Below are 14444 nucleotides of genomic sequence, written 5' to 3'. Positions count from 1 at the left end.
GGGCCGCACCGACCGCGGGCACCCGGCCCCGCACCCAGACGGAACGGAACGAAACGGAAGGGAACGGAACCGGATCACCCCGACCGGAAATACCCGGGCCTCGTTCGCGGCTGTGCTGACCGAAGATCCGTTCCGGGCCGGTCGGGCCCGTACAGGAGGTGCAGCGCGCGATGGGTGGCGAGCAGGAGAAGGCAGAGGAGTACCGGATCGAGCACGACTCGATGGGCGAGGTCCGGGTGCCGGTTGACGCGAAGTGGCAGGCGCAGACGCAGCGGGCGGTGGAGAACTTCCCGGTGTCCGGCCAGCGGCTGGAGCGGGCGCACATCGCCGCACTGGCCCGGATCAAGGCCGCCGCGGCCCGGGTGAACGCCCGGCTCGGAGTGCTGGACGAGGAGACGGCGGAGGCCATCGCGGCCGCCGCCGAGGAGGTCGCGGAGGGGCGCTGGGACGACCAGTTCCCGGTGGACGTGTTCCAGACCGGCTCGGGCACCTCGTCCAACATGAACACCAACGAGGTGATCGCCACCCTGGCCGGGGAGCGGTTGGGCCGACCGGTCCATCCGAACGACCACGTCAACGCCAGCCAGTCGTCCAACGACGTCTTCCCGTCCTCGATCCACATCGCCGCGACCGCCGCCGTCACCCATGACCTGGTCCCGGCGCTGGAGCACCTCGCGGAGTCGCTGGAGCGCAAGGCCGCCGAGTTCGCCCGGGTGGTCAAGTCGGGCCGCACCCACCTGATGGACGCCACGCCCGTCACGCTCGGCCAGGAGTTCGGAGGCTACGCGGCCCAGGTGCGGCACGGGCGGGAGCGGCTGCTGGCCACCCTGCCCCGGGTGGCCGAACTCCCGCTCGGCGGGACGGCGGTGGGCACCGGCATCAACACCCCGCCCGGTTTCCCGGCGGCCGTCATCGCGGAGGTCGCCCGCGCCACCGACCTGCCGTTGACCGAGGCCAGGAACCACTTCGAGGCGCAGGGGGCACGGGACGCCCTGGTCGAGTTGAGCGGTCAGCTGCGCACGGTGGCGGTGGGCTTCACGAAGATCGCGAACGACCTGCGGTGGATGGGCTCCGGTCCGCGCACCGGGCTCGGCGAGATCAACCTGCCGGACCTCCAGCCCGGTTCGTCGATCATGCCGGGCAAGGTGAACCCGGTGCTGCCCGAGGTGGTGCTGATGGTCGCCGCCCAGGTGGTGGGCAACGACGCGACGGTCACGCTGGCGGGCGCGAGCGGCAACTTCGAGCTGAACGTGATGCTCCCGGTGATCGCCCGCAACGTCCTGGAGTCGGTGCGGCTGCTCGCCAACAGCGCCCGGCTGCTGGCCGACCGGACGGTGGACGGCATCACCGCCAACGTGGACCGGGCCCGGGAGTACGCGGAGTCCTCGCCCTCGGTGGTGACCCCGCTGAACCGCTACATCGGATACGAGGAGGCCGCGAAGGTCGCCAAGCAGTCGCTGGCCGAGCGCAAGACGATCCGTCAGGTGGTTCTGGAGCGCGGCTACGTCGAGCAGGGCAGGCTCACCGAGGAGCAGCTGGACGAGGCTCTGGACGTGCTGCGGATGACCCACCCCTAGCGGGTCGGAGTCGGGCCGGAGTCGGGTCGGAACGTGCCGCGCCCGCGCCCGGGTCACGCCTCGGGCGCGCGCCTTGGGTTCACGCCTCGGGCTCGCGCCGGGGCGCGGGGGCACTCGCGCCCTCCGCGCCCCGGTCACGGGCTGCGGGGAAGATCAGCCCTTCGCGCGGCCGGCCCGGCCGCGCCGCATCGACGCCCCGTTCGACGTCATGGTCGCCATCGAGATCGCCGCGAGGCCGAGCAGGAACATCACGGCGCCCACGATGATGCAGGTCACGATGTTCTTGCCGTGCGCGACGGACCCGGAGACGACCCACGGGGAGATGATCGTCCAGACACCGAGCGCAGCGGCCGCCCAGGCCCGCGCGTGGGTGCGTTCGTAGGCCGACCCGTAGCCGGCCATCAGAGCCGTGTAGGCCAGCCCGACGATCAGGCAGGTCACGGTCAGGGTGTTGTACGCGGTGAAGCCGACGATCCATGGCGATGCCGCCAGGAAGAGACCGGCCAGGACGGCCAGGGCTTCGATGCCCTGGGCACGGGGGGTCGAGGTGACCCGCTCGTAGCGTTCGCGGAGTTCGACGATGTCCGGATGGTGCTCCATGCCCGTCGTCGGGATATGGGTTGCCACCGATACCACCTCCTGTGGTCGGAACCGGTAAGGCGCTTGCCCCGTACCCATTCTGGCGCTTATCCAACGTTTTGCACCCGATAGTCCGGAATGACCGATAACCATCCGGTCACGCCGGTGACCTGCGTCTCAACCGTCCGGGCCGCCATTGCCTATGCAACTCGTTGCATAGCAGGATGCGGGCCATGGCACTGGAGCACGCGATCCTCGTCTCGCTGCTGGAGCAGCCCGGCTCCGGCTACGAGCTGGCCCGACGCTTCGACCGCTCGATCGGACGCTTCTGGACCGCCACCCATCAGCAGATCTACCGGGTGCTGCGGCGGATGGAGGCGGACGGCTGGGTGGCCGCGCAGGAGGTCCCCCAGGACGGGCGCCCGGACAAGAAGGTCTACTCGGCAGCCGGGGCCGGACGGGCCGCACTGGCCGGCTGGCTGCGCGAACCGGTCGAGCCGGAGACTGTTCGGCACGAACTCGCGGTCAAGATCCGGGCCGCCGCCTTCGACGACCCGGCCGCGCTGGTCTCCGAGGTGGAACGACACCGCGAGAGCCATGCCGCCCTGCTCGCCCGCTACCTGCACGGCGAGCAGCGCGACTTCCTCGACACCACCGCGCTCGATGCGCACGAGCAACTGCAGCACGTGGTGCTGCGCGGCGGCATCGAGTACGAGCGGATGACCCTCGCCTGGCTCGACGACGTGCTCGCCACCCTGCGCCGCCTCTCCGCCGACGGCGGACGGCGGCCGACGGATGACGACTGACGACTGACGACTGACAGATGACGGCCGACGGATGACAACTAACAGAGTTTGAAATCTGTCACCCGACCCCTGTCACCCGCCCTCTTCACACCCTCGACCCCCGGGAGCCCCTCGATGCTCTTCAACCCGCGCAGCTACGACCCCGCACAGTTCGACGAGCCGACCCGCCGACTGCTGCGCGCGACGGTGGACTGGTTCGAGTCCCGCGGCAAGAAGGCGCTGATCGACACCTACAATGACCGCAGCTGGTACGCCGACTTCCTGGACTTCGCCGCGAAGGAGGGCCTCTTCGCGGAGTTCCTGACCCCCGCCGCGGCCGACCCCGACAAGCGCTGGGACACCGCGCGGATCGCCGAGCTGAACGAGATCCTCGGCTTCTACGGCCTCGGCTACTGGTACACCTGGCAGGTCACCATCCTGGGCCTCGGCCCGGTCTGGCAGAGCGAGAACGAGGCCGTCCGCGCCCGCGCCGCCCAGCTCCTCGCGGACGGTCACGTGATGGCCTTCGGCCTCTCCGAGCGCACCCACGGCGCCGACATCTACTCCACCGACATGATCCTCACCCCGGACGGCGAGGGCGGCTTCACCGCTACCGGCTCGAAGTACTACATCGGCAACGGCAACGTGGCCGGCCTGGTCTCGGTGTTCGGCCGCCGCTCGGACGTCGAGGGCCCGGAGGGCTACGTCTTCTTCGCCGCCGACAGCCGCCACGACGCGTACCACCTGGTCAAGAACGTGGTGAACGCGCAGATGTACGTCAGCGAGTTCCGCCTGGAGGACTACCCGGTGCGCGCCGAGGACGTGCTGCACACCGGCCAGGCCGCCTTCGACGCCGCGCTCAACACCGTGAACGTCGGCAAGTTCAACCTCTGCACCGCCTCGATCGGCATCTGCGAGCACGCGATGTACGAGGCCGTCACGCACGCCCACAACCGGGTGCTGTACGGCAAGCGGGTCACCGACTTCCCGCACGTCAAGCGGGAGTTGACCGACGCCTACGTCCGCCTGGTGGCGATGAAGCTGTTCAGCGCCCGGGCGGTGGACTACTTCCGCAGCGCCTCCCCCGAGGACCGCCGCTACCTGCTGTTCAACCCGATGACCAAGATGAAGGTCACCACCGAGGGCGAGAAGGTCATCGACCTGATGTGGGACGTCATCGCCGCCAAGGGCTTCGAGGCGGACACCTACTTCGACAAGGCCGCGAAGGACATCCGCGGCCTGCCGAAGCTGGAGGGCACCGTCCACGTCAACCTGGCGCTGATCCTCAAGTTCATGGGCAACTACCTGTTCGCCCCGGCCGACTACGCCCCGGTGCCGAGCCGGGTGGACGCCGCCGACGACGCCTTCCTCTTCCGGCAGGGCCCGGCCCGCGGTCTCGGCGCGATCCGGTTCCACGACTGGCGCACCGCCTACGACCGCCACGCCGAGCTGCCCAATGTCGCCCGCTTCCGCGAACAGGCCGACGGCTTCTGCGAGTTGCTGCTCCAGAACGCGCCGAGCAAGGAGCAGCAGGCCGACCTGGACTTCCTGCTGGAGATCGGCCAGCTGTTCGCGCTGATCGTCTACGGCCAGCTGGTGCTGGAGCAGGCCGAGCTGACCGGCCTGGCCGCCTCCGAGCACGGCGGCGACGTGCTGGACCGGGTCTTCGACGCGCTGGTCCGCGACTTCTCCGCGCACGCCACCGAGCTGCACGGCAAGGCCTCGGCCACCGAGCAGCAGGCGGCCTGGGCACTCGCGAACGTGCGTCGCCCGGTCGCCGACCCGGCGCGGGACGCGCGGGTGTGGACGCAGGTCGAGTCGCTCTCCGGCGCGTACGAGATGCGGCCGTGAGCGGGACGCAGCCGTAGGGCGGGGACGGCAGGACTCCGGGGGTGCCGGTCGGCGGACCGGCACCCCCGGTTCACAGCTCCCCGCTCACGACACCCGGTTCACCTCTCCGGGGTGGTCCGGTCGTCGCCGAGGCCCATGTCGCGGGCCCGGGCGACCGCCTCGGCGCGCGTCGCGACGTGCAGCTTCTCGAAGATGTGGGTGATGTGGTTGCGGACGGTCTTCTCCGCGACCACCAGCTCCCGGGCGATTCGCCGGTTGTCCAGCCCGCGCGCGACCAGGTCCAGCACCTCGGCCTCGCGGGCGGTGAGTTCGGGGAAGAGCTGTCCCGCCTCGCGCATCTTCGCCCCGGCGAGCAGGGCGGTGATCCGTCCCGCCACCTCGCCGCCGAACACCGCGCCGCCCGCCGCGACCGTCCGCACCGCGTGCAGCACCTCCTCCCGCCCCGCTCCCTTGACCAGGTAGCCGCGCGCGCCCGCCTGGAGGGCCGCGAGCAGGTTTCCGTCGTCGTCCGACATGGTGAGCATCAGCACCGGCGGCGGCGCCTCCTGGCCGGCGAGCTGCCGGACGGCCTCCAGCCCGGAGCCGTCGGGCAGCGAGAGGTCCATGATCACCACGGTCGGGCGGTACCGGGCGACCGCCTCCGGGACATCGGCGACCCGCTCGGCCTCGGCTACCACGAGGACACCCTCGGCGCTCTCCAGTGCCGCCTTGAGCCCCTCCCGGAAGAGGGGGTGGTCGTCGACGATCAGCACACGGACGGCCGGAGTGCCCCCCGGACCCACAGGTGCCAACGGCTGTTCTTCATCCACCCGGCCGACACTATCAGCGGCGATCGCGTGACTTTCCGTGACGTGCTCGTGAAGTCCTCAGCGTGTCGGGGCCGGGACGGGCCGGGAGGAGCCCGGAGGAGCCGGGCCCGACCGCTCCGGCTCACGTCGGGACGGGATTCGAGACCGGACCCCGGCCACCCCGGCCACCCGGGACACCGGGCCGTCGAAACCGGATCTCACCCGGTACACGCTGCGGGCCGGCGTCCGCACTCGCGGACGCCGGCCCGTCGGCATTCCTTTCGAGTGACCGATCACGGTCGATCGATCCGGTCTCAACCCTGCGGACCGGTCCGCCCCGAGCGCACGGGCCGGCCCTCCCATTCCGGCCCCAGAGCGGCGCCGGGTGCGCCGACGCGGCCCAGCACGGCGGTGACCGGTCCGCGCCGGCCGGCCCGCAGGCCGTACCGCTCCCCCGCCCGGACGTAGACCAAGTCGCCCGAGAGCAAGAGGACTTCACCCAGCTCTCCGAGGAACGCCGCGGCCCCGGTGAGGACCACCAGGAAGGCGTCGGCGGCACGGTCCGTGTACGGTCCGCAGGTTCCGCACGGGTCGAGCCGTGCGGTGCCCACCTCCACCTCCACCTGCCGCCGGCTCGCGGCGGGCGCGGAGTCCGACCGCTGGGCCGGGATGGCGGCCCGGGGCGGAACGGGCCTGACAGTGAGCACGGTGGTCGGCGTGCCGCGGACGGCGGCGATCCGGCAGGAGGTTCCGGGACGGTGGTGCAGCGCCTCGCCCGGGGAGAGGATCCGGCCGGCCGCGAACAGCCGCCCGGAGAGCACCACGGTCACCGACTCGACCGATTCGTACGGGAGTTGCTCGATCCGGACGCCCGGCGGCAGCGCCTCGACGGTGAGTCCGGCGCGGACGGCCGGCCGCTGCTCCGGGTCGATCAGCCGCTGGAACGCGGGCGCGGTGCGGGGGACGGCAGCGGGGACGAGGATCACGAGTGGTCACCTCCGAGGGGAACTGGAGGACAGGCAGGATTGGCAGCGCCGGTCGGCCCGGGTCAAGGCCGGTCAGCGCCGGTCAGGGACTGTCGGCGCCGGCCGGCCCGGGTCAGGGCCGGTCGCGGCGGGCGGCACGGCGCCGGGCCAGGGCTGCCCGGGTGCCGGCGGTGTGGCGGGGAACGGCGAGCGTCAGGCAGAGCAGTTCCGCGCCGAGCGGCCCGGCTTCCAGGTGCAGGGCGCGGCCGCGGCGGGCCAGCAGCAGGTCTCCCTCGGAGGCCAAGTGATCCGGCTCGTCGGACAGTCGGCCGACGACGGCGGCGCCGCGCAGCACGTGCAGGACGGTCTCGGTGTCGGGCCGGCCCGGGAGGACGTGGTGGGCGCCCGGGCTCAGCCGCAGGTGGTCGAAGGCCTCGCAGGCGCTGGCGAGCATCGGGCTCCGGGCGAGGGAGCGGATCCGTACGCGCTCGCCGTTCGGGCCGATGACGACCATGGCCGCGCCGGTGTCGGTGGTGACGATCACCTGGGGTCACCTTCTTCGGGAGAGGCTTCGGTGCGGTGGGCGGAGGGGGCGGGGACGGTGAGCAGGGCGTGGAAGTACTCCAGCCCGGCCGTCCCGGCGGTCAGGACGGTCCGCGAACCGAGCGGCAGCACGACCGCGGTGCCCTCGACCAGCGGCAGGCCGGCGTCCGCGCGCTCCGGGTGGTCCGGGTGCACGGCGCCCTCGGGCAGTTCGGCGAGCCCGGAGCCGGCGGTGACGTAGAGCGCGTGCTCGATGCCGTCGGCGGCCAGTTCGGTGCGGTGGCCCGGGTCGAGTCGTTGCAGGCCGACACCGCGCAGCGGTCCGGCGAGCAGGCGGCCGGGGTCGACGGCGCCTCGGCGGCGCAGGTCGGTGATGACGGTGCCCGACATGACGGGCTCCTTCCGGTCGCGGGCGGGCTCTGCGGTCCGCCTCTGCGATCCACGGTGCGCCGCCCGCTGTCCCGGCCACACGGGGGTGTCGTCCCGTCCGGCTCCCGATCCGATCCCGGCCTGATCCCGGCCTGATCCCGCCCCGGTTCCCGGCCCGATCCCGACCTGGATCCCGGTCCGATCCCGACACCGTCCCGGCCCGCCCCACCTGCGGTCCCCGCCCACCGTCCGGACCCGCGATTCCGTCCTGCTCCTGTCCTGCTCCCGTCCTGGTCCGGGCCGGTTCCCGCCCCCGCGCGCCGCCCCGCGCGGTGACCTGCGCACGCACCCGGAGCCCCCGCCCGCGAACGCCCCGCGCCGACCGGAACGACGTACGGTGGAACCGGAGGCCGTGTCATGCACGTCACCGGAACCCACTTCACCCACTTCGCCGACCGCACCGAGGCGGGCCGTCGGCTGGCCGCCCGCCTGGGCCACCTGGCCGGCCCCGACACCGTGATCGTGGCGCTGCCGAGGGGCGGCGTGCCGGTGGCCGCCGAGGTCGCCGCGGTGCTCGGCGCGCCGCTGGACATCTGCGTGATCCGCAAGCTCGGCGTGCCCCACCAGCCGGAGCTCGGCATGGGGGCGATCGGCGAGGGCGGCGTCCGGGTGCTGAACGACCAGGTCATCCGGTTCTCCGCGGTCACCGACGAGCAACTGGCCGAGGTGGAGCGGCGCGAGCGCGCCGAGCTGGCGCGCCGGGCCCGCCGCTACCGGGGCGACCGGCCGCCCGCCGATCTGCGCGGGCGCACGGTGGTCGTGGTGGACGACGGCATCGCCACCGGGTCCACCGCCCGGGCGGCCTGCCGGATCGTCCGGGAGCGGGGCGCGGCCCGGGTGGTGCTGGCGGTGCCGGTCGCGCCCGCGGACTGGGCCGAGCGGCTCGACGAGGTCGCCGACGAGCTGGTCTGCGTCGGCACGCCGTCCCCGTTCTACGCGATCGGCGAGTTCTACGCCGACTTCACGCAGACCGGGGACGAGGAGGTGCTGCGGCTGCTGACCGAGGCCGGCGGCGACCCGTCCTCGGCCTCCGCCGGGGTCGACCGCGAGCTGCTGCTGCCCGTCGCCGGGGTCCGCCTCGCGGGCCGGCTGACCGTCCCGGCCGGCGCGCACGGGGTCGTCGTCTTCGCGCACGGCAGCGGCAGCGGCCGGCACAGCCCGCGCAACCGGCACGTCGCCGAGTACCTGAACCGCACCGGGCTGGCCACGCTGCTGTTCGACCTGCTCACCGAGGCCGAGGAGCCCGACCGGCGGAACGTGTTCGACGTGACGCTGCTGGGCGGCCGGCTGACCGCCGTCGCCCGGCGGCTGGGCGCGGCACAGGACGGCCCGGACGCCGCCGTGCCCGAGACCCTGGGCCTGCCGCTCGGGCTGTTCGGCGCGAGCACCGGCGCCGCGGCCGCGCTGCACACCGCCGCCGAGCTGGGCCCGGCGGTGCGCGCCGTGGTCTCCCGGGGCGGTCGCCCGGACCTCGCCGCGCCCGACACGCTGGCCCGGGTCCGCGCTCCGACGCTGCTCGTCGTCGGCTCCCTGGACCCCACCGTGCTCGACCTCAACCGGCGGGCCCGGAGCCGGCTGCGCTGCGAGACCGGGCTCGCGGTGGTGCCGCACGCGAGCCACCTGTTCGAGGAACCGGGGACGCTGGACCGGGTCGCCGAGCTGGCCTCGGACTGGTTCCTCCGCCACCTCCCCCGTCCCGTCGGCCCCGGAAGTACGTGACCGTCCCATTGCGCAGACTTCGGGCATCGTCCCCGGTCAGCAGCACATTTTGCGCAGCCGACAGCGGGATTTTCTGATCAGCTTGTACACATTGAGCAGTCAAAATCCGACCTGTTGCCCAACCACCCCGACAGGAGCAAGCTCTCCGCAACCACACCGCCCACCCGTACGCGGTGCGGTCGCGATCCAGCGGAAGCCTCGACGGCGAGGCCCGAAGTGGAGGAACGAGCGATGACCCCGCAGACCCACGCCCTTGAGCTGACCCCCGAGGAGCGCGAGGCCGGTCTTGACGCCGACCAGCTGCGCCGCCTCGTCGGCCTCGTCGAGCACGACGCCGCCGCCGACCCGTTCCCCGTGACGGCCCAGGACGCGGTCGTCTTCGTGGTCGGCAACGCCACCCAGACGGCCCATTTCTACCAGGTCGTCTTCGGCATGGAGCTGGTCGCCTACTCCGGCCCGGAGACCGGCCGTCGGGACCGCAAGGCGTACGTGCTCCGCTCCGGTTCCTGCCGCTTCGTGATCAAGGGCGGTGTCCAGCCGGGCAGCCCGCTGCTGGACCACCACCGCCGCCACGGCGACGGCGTCGTCGACCTCGCCCTGGAGGTCCCGGACGTGGACAAGTGCATCGAGCACGCCCGCGCGTCCGGCGCCACCGTGCTGGAGGAGCCGAACGACGTCTCGGACGAGAACGGCACCGTGCGCCGCGCGGCCATCGCCACCTACGGCGAGACCCGCCACACCCTGATAGACCGCTCCCGCTACCACGGCCCGTACCTGCCGGGCTACGTCGTCGCGGCGAGCAGGGTGACCCACCCCGAGGGCTCGCCCAAGCGCCTCTTCCAGGCCCTCGACCACGCCGTCGGCAACGTCGAGCTCGGCCGGATGGACGAGTGGGTGTCGTTCTACAACCGCGTCATGGGCTTCGTGAACATGGCCGAGTTCGTCGGCGACGACATCGCCACCGAGTACTCCGCGCTGATGTCCAAGGTCGTCGCCAGCGGCAACCACCGGGTGAAGTTCCCGCTCAACGAGCCGGCCGTCGCCAAGAAGAAGTCCCAGATCGACGAGTACCTGGAGTTCTACACCGGCCCCGGCTGCCAGCACATGGCGCTCGCCACCAACGACATCCTCACCACCGTCGACGTGCTGCGCTCGCGCGGCGTGGAGTTCCTCAACACCCCCGACGCGTACTACGACGACCCGGAGCTGCGCGAGCGGATCGGCAAGGTGCGCGTGCCGATCGAGGAGCTGAAGAAGCGCGGCATCCTGGTCGACCGCGACGAGGACGGCTACCTGCTGCAGATCTTCACCAAGCCGGTCGGCGACCGCCCCACCGTCTTCTACGAGTTCATCGAGCGGCACGGTTCGCTCGGCTTCGGCAAGGGCAACTTCAAGGCGCTCTTCGAGTCCATCGAGCGCGAGCAGGACCGACGCGGCAACCTGTGAGCGTCCGACGGCTCCGGCGAGCCGGTTCCCGACGGGCCGGTTCCCGACGGACCGGCCTCCGACGGACCGGCTTCCGCCCGGCTCCGACGAGCGGGCCTTCGGCGGGCTCCGACGAGCTCTGACGAACACGGATCTCTGCCAGACGGTCGAGGAGGACCACGGAGATGGCGTACTACCGGCAGCTGGGCAGCATCCCGCCCAAGCGGCACACCCAGCACCGCACTCCCGAAGGCGGGCTGTACTACGAGGAGTTGATGGGCGAGGAGGGGTTCTCCTCGGATTCCTCGCTGCTCTACCACCGGGGCATCCCCTCGGCGGTGGTCAACGCGGTGCCCTGGGAGCTGCCGGACCAGTCCACGGTGCCCAACCACCCGCTCCTCCCCCGGCACCTCAAGCTGCACGAGCTGTTCGCGGACCAGGACTGGAAGTCCGCGGACGTCGTCGGCAGCCGCAGGCTGGTCCTCGGCAACGGCGACGTGCGGATCTCGTACGTCGCCGCCGGGGCCCCGAGCGAGCTCTACCGCAACGGGCTCGGCGACGAGTGCGTCTACGTGGAGTCCGGCTCCGGCACGGTCGAGACGGTGTTCGGCTCGATCGAGGTCGGCCAGGGCGACTACGTGATCATCCCGCGCGCCACCACCCACCGCTGGGTGCCGGCCGGGGACGAGCCGCTGCGCGCGTACTGCATCGAGGCGAACAGCCACATCACCCCGGTCAAGCGCTACCTGTCGAAGTACGGGCAGCTGCTGGAGCACGCGCCGTACTGCGAGCGGGACTTCCGCGGACCGGTCGGCCCGCTGGTCGTCGACGCCCCCGGGGACGTCGACGTGCTGGTCAAGCACCGTGGCCCGAACGGGGTCGCGGGCACCCGCTACACCGTGCCGCACCACCCCTTCGACGTGGTCGGCTGGGACGGCTGCCTGTACCCGTTCGCCTTCAACATCAAGGACTTCGAGCCGATCACCGGCCGGATCCACCAGCCACCGCCGGCCCACCAGGTCTTCGAGGGCAACGGCTTCGTCATCTGCAACTTCGTTCCGCGCAAGGTGGACTACCACCCGCTGGCGATCCCGGTGCCGTACTACCACGCCAACGTGGACAGCGACGAGGTCATGTTCTACTGCGGCGGCGACTACGCGGCCCGCAAGGGCTCCGGCATCGGCCAGGGCTCGATCTCGCTGCACCCGGGCGGGCACACCCACGGTCCGCAGCCCGGGGCGTACGAGCGCAGCATCGGCGCGGAGTTCTTCGACGAGCTGGCCGTCATGGTGGACACCTTCCGCCCCCTGGAGCTGGGCGAGGGCGGCCGGGCCAGTGAGGACGCGAACTACGCCTGGACCTGGGCCGGTCGGGGGCCCGGGCGATGAACACGCTGCCGCCGGGGGGCGTGATCCCCGAGCTCTTCCACGGGCTGTTCGACGACGCGGCGGTGTTCCCGCCGGGGAACCTGCCGGTCGTCGACGCGGTGCCCGCGCACCGGCTGCACCGCACGGCCTGGTACACCGAGGCGGTCGGCCCGCTCCTCTGCGGGGCGGGCCGGCTGGGCGAGTTGGCCGCGGCGGTCGCGAACTCCCCGGAGACCGCCGCAATTCAGGGGCGCGCAGCGGGGGCGGACGGCTCGGTGGCGGCGGGCGGCCGGCCGCTCAAGGTCGGGCTGGTGCTGCCGGGGGGCAGCACCGAACTCGCCCCGGCGCTCGCCGCCGCCGCGCCGTTCGAGCTGGCCGGCGTCGAGCTGGCCACCCGGGACGCCACCGAGGCGGTGGCCGCGCTGGACCGGCTGCTTCCACCGGACGTCCCGGCCGCCGTCGAGCTGCCGCGCGAACTCCTGCGCGGGGACGGGCTGGACGCCGTCCTGGACGTGTTGGTGGACAGCCCGTACCGGGCGAAGTTCCGCACCGGCGGGCTGGTGGCCGAGGCGTTCCCGGACGAGGACGAGCTGGCCGCCTTCCTCACCGGCTGCGCGCGGCGCGGGCTGCCGTACAAGTGCACGGCCGGGCTGCACAACGCCGTCCGGCACACCGACCCGGAGACCGGGTTCGAGCACCACGGCTTCCTGAACGTGCTGCTGGCCGCGCAGGAGACCGACCGGACGGCGGCCGCGGCGGTGCTGGCGGAGCGCGACGGCGAGGTGCTGGCCAAGGCGGTGCGTTCACTGACGGACCGTCAGGTTACGGTGATCCGCAACTCGTTCACCGCGTTCGGCACCTGTAGCATCGCCGAGCCCCTGGGTGACCTGGCCGCGCTCGGCCTGCTGTCGTCGCCCAGTCCACTGCACCAGGAGGACCGTTGAGCACCACCCCCAGCAGCCCCAGCAGCTGGCTCGCCAGCGCCCAGGACTCGCCGTTCGGCGTGCACAACCTGCCGTACGGCGTCTTCACCGCCGCCGACCGGCCCGGGCGGCGCCGGATCGGCGTGCGCGTCGGGGACTTCGTGCTGGACGCCGGGGCGGCCGCCCGCGCGGCCGGCGCGCCGTCGGCGCTGCTGGACGCGGACTCGCTCAACCCGCTGATGGCGGCGGGACGGCCGGTCTGGACCCGGGTTCGGGCGGACCTCACCACCTGGCTCACCGACGAGTCCTTCCGCGAGGCGCTGTCGCCGTCCCTGCTGCCGGCCGGCGAGGTGGAGCTGCACCTGCCGTTCGAGGTCGCCGACTACGTCGACTTCTACGCCTCGGAGCACCACGCCACCAACCTGGGCCGGATCTTCCGCCCGGGCTCGGAGCCGCTCACCCCCAACTGGAAGCACCTGCCGATCGGCTACCACGGGCGGGCGGGCACGGTCGTGGTCTCCGGCACGCCCGTGGTGCGGCCGTCCGGGCAGCGCAAGGCGCCCGCCGACGCCGCGCCGACCTTCGGGCCGTCGCGCCGGCTCGACATCGAGGCCGAGGTCGGCTTCGTCGTCGGCGCGCCGTCGGAGCTGGGCCGCCCGGTCGTGCTGGACGACTTCCGCGAGCACGTGTTCGGCGTCTGCCTGCTCAACGACTGGTCGGCGCGCGACATCCAGGCCTGGGAGTACGTGCCGCTCGGCCCGTTCCTCGGCAAGTCCTTCGCGACCTCGATCTCGCCGTGGATCGTCCCGCTGGAGGCCCTGGAGCACGCCCGGGTCACGCCGCCGGAGCGCGACGTCGAGCCGCTGGCGTACCTGGACGACCGGGGCAGCGAGCCGTGGGGCCTGGACCTGGCGATGGAGGTCCGGCTGAACGGGCACCCGGTCTCCCGGCCGCCGTTCGCCACCATGTACTGGACGGCGCAGCAGCAGCTGACCCACATGACCGTCAACGGTGCTTCGCTGCGCACCGGCGACCTGTTCGCCTCCGGCACGGTCAGCGGGCCGGAGCGGGACACCCGGGGCGCGCTGATCGAGCTGACCTGGAACGGCGAGGAGCCGCTGAAGCTCCCGGACGGGACGACCCGGACGTTCCTGGAGGACGGCGACGAGGTGACCATCACCGCCACCGCGCCCGGGCCGGACGGCACCGTGGTCGGGTTCGGCGAGGTCACCGGGCGGGTTCGGGGCTGAGGGCCCGGACCGGAGGCCGGGGAGCCACGGCGCACCCGACCACGGACAACAGATCACCGATGACGGATCACGGATGACGGATAACAGCTGACAGATTTCATCATCTGTCAGCTGTTATCCGTTTCCCGTTCGCCCGCCTCCGTCTAGACCCAGACTTCGCACATGGGGTTTTAGGTTTCCAGCCAGCGGGGTCGGGTTTCGTCGATGTCGAGGAGTTCGAGCAGGTGTGCTTGGACTCCTCGG

Annotated in this window: 13 protein-coding genes; 8 read left to right on the top strand and 5 right to left on the bottom strand. The window is 72.4% G+C overall.

Translation table 11 applies throughout. The features are described 5' to 3' along the window. The first annotated feature begins 170 nt into the window (after window positions 1-170). Window positions 171-1577: a class II fumarate hydratase gene (locus ACFVVA_RS02130; protein WP_387684823.1), complete on the top strand. Its 1407-nt coding sequence runs from the start codon at window positions 171-173 to the stop codon at window positions 1575-1577. 153 nt (window positions 1578-1730) lie between these two features. Here ACFVVA_RS02130 and ACFVVA_RS02125 read toward each other — a convergent pair whose 3' ends face one another. Next, window positions 1731-2204: an SPW repeat protein gene (locus ACFVVA_RS02125; protein WP_387684821.1), complete on the bottom strand. Its 474-nt coding sequence runs from the start codon at window positions 2202-2204 to the stop codon at window positions 1731-1733. A 185-nt stretch (window positions 2205-2389) separates the two neighbouring features. On the opposite strand from ACFVVA_RS02125, the gene ACFVVA_RS02120 reads away from it, so the two are divergent. After that, window positions 2390-2962, top strand: coding sequence for a PadR family transcriptional regulator (locus ACFVVA_RS02120; RefSeq protein WP_380537905.1), 573 nt, complete (start codon window positions 2390-2392; stop codon window positions 2960-2962). A 114-nt stretch (window positions 2963-3076) separates the two neighbouring features. Beyond that, a complete protein-coding gene (locus ACFVVA_RS02115; protein WP_387684818.1) occupies window positions 3077-4792 on the top strand; it encodes an acyl-CoA dehydrogenase family protein in 1716 nt (571 codons plus the stop codon). Window positions 4793-4890: 98 nt separating this feature from the next. On the opposite strand, the gene ACFVVA_RS02110 is transcribed toward ACFVVA_RS02115, so the two are convergent. From ACFVVA_RS02110 to ACFVVA_RS02095, 4 genes are all read right to left on the bottom strand, one after another. Next, on the bottom strand, window positions 4891-5544 hold the full coding sequence (locus ACFVVA_RS02110) for a response regulator (RefSeq protein ID WP_387684816.1): 654 nt from the start codon (window positions 5542-5544) through the stop codon (window positions 4891-4893). Between the two features lie 350 nt (window positions 5545-5894). Then, window positions 5895-6566, bottom strand: a complete 672-nt coding sequence (locus tag ACFVVA_RS02105) for a hypothetical protein (protein WP_387684814.1) — start codon at window positions 6564-6566, stop codon at window positions 5895-5897. 112 nt (window positions 6567-6678) lie between these two features. After that, entirely contained in the window at window positions 6679-7089 is a 411-nt protein-coding gene (locus ACFVVA_RS02100) for a hypothetical protein (protein ID WP_359900427.1), read from the bottom strand. Continuing rightward, complete coding sequence (locus ACFVVA_RS02095) at window positions 7086-7478, bottom strand: hypothetical protein (RefSeq protein ID WP_387684812.1); 393 nt, start codon at window positions 7476-7478, stop codon at window positions 7086-7088. The genes ACFVVA_RS02100 and ACFVVA_RS02095 overlap by 4 nt, the downstream gene beginning before the upstream one ends. A gap of 396 nt (window positions 7479-7874) precedes the next feature. Between ACFVVA_RS02095 and ACFVVA_RS02090 the strand changes: the two genes are divergently transcribed. The 5 genes from ACFVVA_RS02090 to fahA all read left to right on the top strand — a co-directional run bounded on the left by ACFVVA_RS02090 (window position 7875) and on the right by fahA (window position 14201). Further along, on the top strand, window positions 7875-9236 hold the full coding sequence (locus tag ACFVVA_RS02090; RefSeq protein ID WP_387684810.1) for a phosphoribosyltransferase family protein: 1362 nt from the start codon (window positions 7875-7877) through the stop codon (window positions 9234-9236). A 231-nt stretch (window positions 9237-9467) separates the two neighbouring features. After that, on the top strand, window positions 9468-10682 hold the full coding sequence (hppD, locus tag ACFVVA_RS02085) for a 4-hydroxyphenylpyruvate dioxygenase (RefSeq protein ID WP_359900421.1): 1215 nt from the start codon (window positions 9468-9470) through the stop codon (window positions 10680-10682). A gap of 164 nt (window positions 10683-10846) precedes the next feature. After that, the gene (locus ACFVVA_RS02080) at window positions 10847-12049 is read left to right on the top strand and encodes a homogentisate 1,2-dioxygenase (RefSeq protein ID WP_387684808.1); all 1203 of its coding nucleotides are present in this window, start codon (window positions 10847-10849) and stop codon (window positions 12047-12049) included. Further along, a complete protein-coding gene (locus tag ACFVVA_RS02075; RefSeq protein WP_387684806.1) occupies window positions 12046-12972 on the top strand; it encodes a hypothetical protein in 927 nt (308 codons plus the stop codon). The genes ACFVVA_RS02080 and ACFVVA_RS02075 overlap by 4 nt, the downstream gene beginning before the upstream one ends. Beyond that, window positions 12969-14201 carry a fumarylacetoacetase gene (gene fahA, locus ACFVVA_RS02070; protein WP_387684804.1) on the top strand — a complete coding sequence of 411 codons (1233 nt, stop codon included), beginning with the start codon at window positions 12969-12971 and terminating at the stop codon, window positions 14199-14201. Before ACFVVA_RS02075 ends, fahA begins: the two co-directional genes overlap by 4 nt. Window positions 14202-14444 lie beyond the last annotated feature (243 nt).

This window comes from Kitasatospora sp. NPDC058048 (assembly GCF_042885555.1).
GTDB classification, from domain to species: Bacteria; Actinomycetota; Actinomycetes; order Streptomycetales; family Streptomycetaceae; genus Kitasatospora; species Kitasatospora lactacystinica.
This window is presented reverse-complemented; position numbering and strand designations above follow the sequence as displayed.